Origin of the sequence: Aeromicrobium sp. PE09-221, assembly GCF_002174305.1 — a bacterium.
In the GTDB taxonomy this organism is placed as follows: domain Bacteria; phylum Actinomycetota; class Actinomycetes; order Propionibacteriales; family Nocardioidaceae; genus Aeromicrobium.
Genome location: NZ_MIJB01000102.1, coordinates 1 through 3,352, shown reverse-complemented (window position 1 = coordinate 3,352; position 3,352 = coordinate 1). Strand labels below are relative to the sequence as shown.

The window sequence follows — 3,352 nt, the reverse complement described above, 5'->3', positions numbered from 1 at the left end:
GCGGGGGTGTGGCGAGCGGCTGGGAATAGCTGCAGTTCATCTCTTTGATGCTCGTCACCCCGTTGAGCTTCTTGGGCGGTAGCTTTTACTCCATCAAGATGCTTCCTCCGTTTTGGCAGACCGTGACTCTCTTCAACCCGGTAGTGTACTTGATCAGCGGTTTTCGCTGGAGCTTCTACGGGATTTCGGACGTGGGCGTGGAGTTGAGTCTAGGCATCACGCTCACGGTGCTCGTCGTGTGCATGATCCTCATCGCCTGGATCTTCCGCACGGGTTACCGCATCAAGCAGTGACCGACGGATCCCTTTTCGGAGGCGCTGCTAGTGCCGACAAGGCAAAGAAGGCAGCCATGATGGCCCCAAGCAGGAGTAGAGGGATGAGCACGAGCGCCGGCCCGGCGCTCACCCCGCGTGCTGCCATCCATACGATCTTCGCCAGCAGCGCGACCATTTGTAGTGACAAGAAGACAACGTAGACGGGGGCCAGCAGCTCACCTGCAGGCCGCTGCTTCAAGTACCAATAGCCTGCCAGCAGGGACGGGGGCAGAAACAGGGCGAGGTCGAAACCTTGCACGATGAGGGTCGTGAAATTTGCCAAGTCTGCCGGATATAGCGTTCCCGCGAGCAGCGGAGGGACCACGACACTCAGCCAAAGTAGCGCCACCAACGTGCCATTCACGAGCAAGAAGACGCCGACGAAACGCCGGCGCGCTGCCGGAAGGTTAACGGCAAAATTGGCCGTCGGTACGGCGAGCAGAAGGCGGGTCAGCGCTAGGAAAGTCAGCCCCACGAGCAGCACGTACACCAAGAACAACTCATTGTACGTCCCCATACCGAGGTACATGAAGTACTGCACGAACAGGTAGGCGACAGCCCCGCACAAAGCCACGTGTCCCGCGCGAGAACCACGCCGCGCCCACCACCACGCAAACAGCAAAAAGGGGATGCCCGCGGCGAGCGTGACGAGGTCCTGAGCAAGTCCTTGCACGGCCACGTCCGCGGGCATGTGACGATAAGGACCGATGCCATACACCTCTACTGGCTCCCCCCGTACCGAAACGTGCTGCCACGGTCCTGGGCCAGCCGTGTTCACGAACGGCACGCCAGCGGCGGTTGCCGCAAGCACGGCGATGAGCAGGACGGCTAGGGTGAGACGACGCACAGGCATCCTGGGTACTTCGAGCTTGGGTTACTTCGAACCTCAACCGTGATTCGACAACTCCGAGGCGAGTGCTTCGAGCAGCTCCAAACAACCTTCGCGCCGAGCCGCTGAGCCATCGTTGCCGTCGAGATACGCCGTATGCTCCGTCATGCGCAGTAGCGTGCCGTCGCCGTTTTCCAGTAGCTCGATCGTGCTGAGCGACGAGGAAAGAGGAGCGCCTCCGATGGTCATGGAATAAGCAAAAACCACACGCCGGTCTGGCACGAGTGTCAGGTCAAGGTAGACGCAATCGTTGGTCATGGACGGGCCCTCTCCGCAGCGAACGCGTGTGCGCTCTGAGCCGCCCACGTGAAAGTCTAGGCTGTAGCTGTCGATGACGAAGCCTTCACCTTCGGCAAACCAGCGTCGCTTCTTGGCTGGGTCCGAGAACGCTTTGAAAACTCGCTCTGCCGATGTGGGGTAGCAGCGCTCGATGGTGAATGATTGGTGAATGACGGGGTGATTCATGGTCGGCTCGTTTTTGTGTCAGGGGTGTTTTCCGCATCAGGGGTAGCTTCTTGAAGGATCGAGCCCAGGCGATCGAGGCGCTGCTCCCAGCGCGCACGGTGGCTCCGAAACCAGTGCTCGGCGACAGCTAAGGCTTCCGGACGCAGCTCGACGCGACGGATCCGCCCGGTCTTGCGCGTCACCACGACCCCGCTTTCCTCCAGCAGCTGAACGTGTTGGCCTACGGCCGAAAGCGACATCGGCAACGGGGCGGCGAGTTCGCTCATCGACGCGCTTCCCGAGGCTAAGCGCTCGACGATGGCGCGCCGCGTCGCGTCCGACAGCGCGTGAAAAACCTTATCTACCGACGAACGCTGAAGCATTCTCTTTAGTATTCGTGGGCGGTGACTAAAGTCAAGTGGTTGCTTTAGTATTCTGAACGTGTGACCTGCATTCTCTGGGTTGGCATCGGCGGCGGGTTGCCTCATTACCCGGGATATGACTCATCGACTGCACCGTCCGCGCTCTCTACGTCCCACGCGCCGGGATGTCCTGCTCGGCACGATGGCAAGTGGCGCCGCACTGTTGAGCGGAGGTTGCGCTTCCTCTCCGACCACGACGACCAACACCAACACTCCGCCCTCCCAACCGCCCTCCCAACCGCCGTCCACCTCGACGCCGACCAAGCCGTTGGGCGTCGCGTTGCTCGGACTTGGAAACTATAGCGAGACGCAATTGGCTCCAGCCTTGCGTCTCACCAAAAACTGCGAGCTCAAAGGTATCGTCACGGGCACACCGAGCAAGGTCGAACGCTGGCAGAAGGAGTACGGCATCGCCGACCGCAACGTTTACGACTACGAATCGTTGCCCCGTATCGCCGACAACCCGGACATCTACGTCGTTTTCCTCTTGGTACCGACGTCCCTGCACGCCAAATATTCGATCATGGCAGCTGAAGCCGGCAAACACGTGTGGTGCGAAAAGCCGATGGCGATGAACGTGGAGGAGTGTCAGGCGATTATCGATGCCTGCGAACGCAACAAGGTGTCGTTATCCATCGGATACCGCATGCAGCACGAACCCAACACTCAAACGGTGATCCAATTTGCCGAAGAGAAGCCGTACGGTCCCATTAGGAACATCAGGGCGGTCGCCGGAGGTTTCTCCGACGACCACACCGGCTGGCGCATGGACCCGAAGATGGGAGGCGGCGCCCTTTATGACATGGGGGTGTATAGCATCAACGCGATCCGCTACGCATCGGGCGAAGAACCCGTGCGCGTCGTGCGCGCCCGGCAATGGGCGGACCGTCCCGACGTGTTTACAGAAGTGGACGAAAACACTGAGTTCGACCTCGAGTTACCCTCGGGGGTGATCGCGTACGGCAAAGCCAGCCGCTTCGACAATGAGAATCGTTTGCGCGTGGAAGCGGAGAAGGGCTGGTACCAATTGCAACCCATGCAGTCGTACAACGGGGTCAAGGGGGAAACCAGCGACGGCAAGAAACTCAATCAAGAGATCGAGAATCAACAAGCAAGACAAATGGACAACGAGGCGTTGGCCATCCTGGAACAACGCCCGCCAGTGGTTCCCGCCGAGGAAGGCTTGCGCGATGTGCGCATAGTGACCGCCATCATCGAGGCCGCTCGAACAGGCAAGGCCGTAAACCTCCGAGCTGCGGCGGCCCGAGGTGTTCCTAGGCTGA

At 60.2% G+C, this 3,352-nt stretch carries 5 protein-coding genes; 2 read left to right on the top strand and 3 right to left on the bottom strand.

Features of this window, described 5'->3' with window-relative positions:
* Window positions 1-44 precede the first annotated feature (44 nt).
* Entirely contained in the window at window positions 45-293 is a 249-nt protein-coding gene (locus BHE97_RS19575; protein WP_272896927.1) for an ABC transporter permease, read from the top strand.
* Here the strand turns inward: BHE97_RS19575 and BHE97_RS19570 are convergent.
* The 3 genes from BHE97_RS19570 to BHE97_RS19560 are packed head-to-tail and all read right to left on the bottom strand — an operon-like array spanning window position 283 to window position 2,030.
* Window positions 283-1,161, bottom strand: coding sequence for a hypothetical protein (locus BHE97_RS19570; RefSeq protein WP_236757810.1), 879 nt, complete (start codon window positions 1,159-1,161; stop codon window positions 283-285). The two genes, BHE97_RS19575 and BHE97_RS19570, sit on opposite strands and share 11 nt — an antisense overlap.
* A 39-nt stretch (window positions 1,162-1,200) precedes the next feature.
* Entirely contained in the window at window positions 1,201-1,668 is a 468-nt protein-coding gene (locus BHE97_RS19565) for an SRPBCC family protein (protein WP_087625672.1), read from the bottom strand.
* On the bottom strand, window positions 1,665-2,030 hold the full coding sequence (locus BHE97_RS19560; RefSeq protein WP_087625671.1) for a metalloregulator ArsR/SmtB family transcription factor: 366 nt from the start codon (window positions 2,028-2,030) through the stop codon (window positions 1,665-1,667). Before BHE97_RS19560 ends, BHE97_RS19565 begins: the two co-directional genes overlap by 4 nt.
* Before the next feature lie 181 nt (window positions 2,031-2,211).
* On the opposite strand from BHE97_RS19560, the gene BHE97_RS19555 reads away from it, so the two are divergent.
* Window positions 2,212-3,352 (top strand): Gfo/Idh/MocA family oxidoreductase (locus BHE97_RS19555; RefSeq protein ID WP_140400286.1); only part of this gene is annotated, 1,141 nt, incomplete at its 3' end.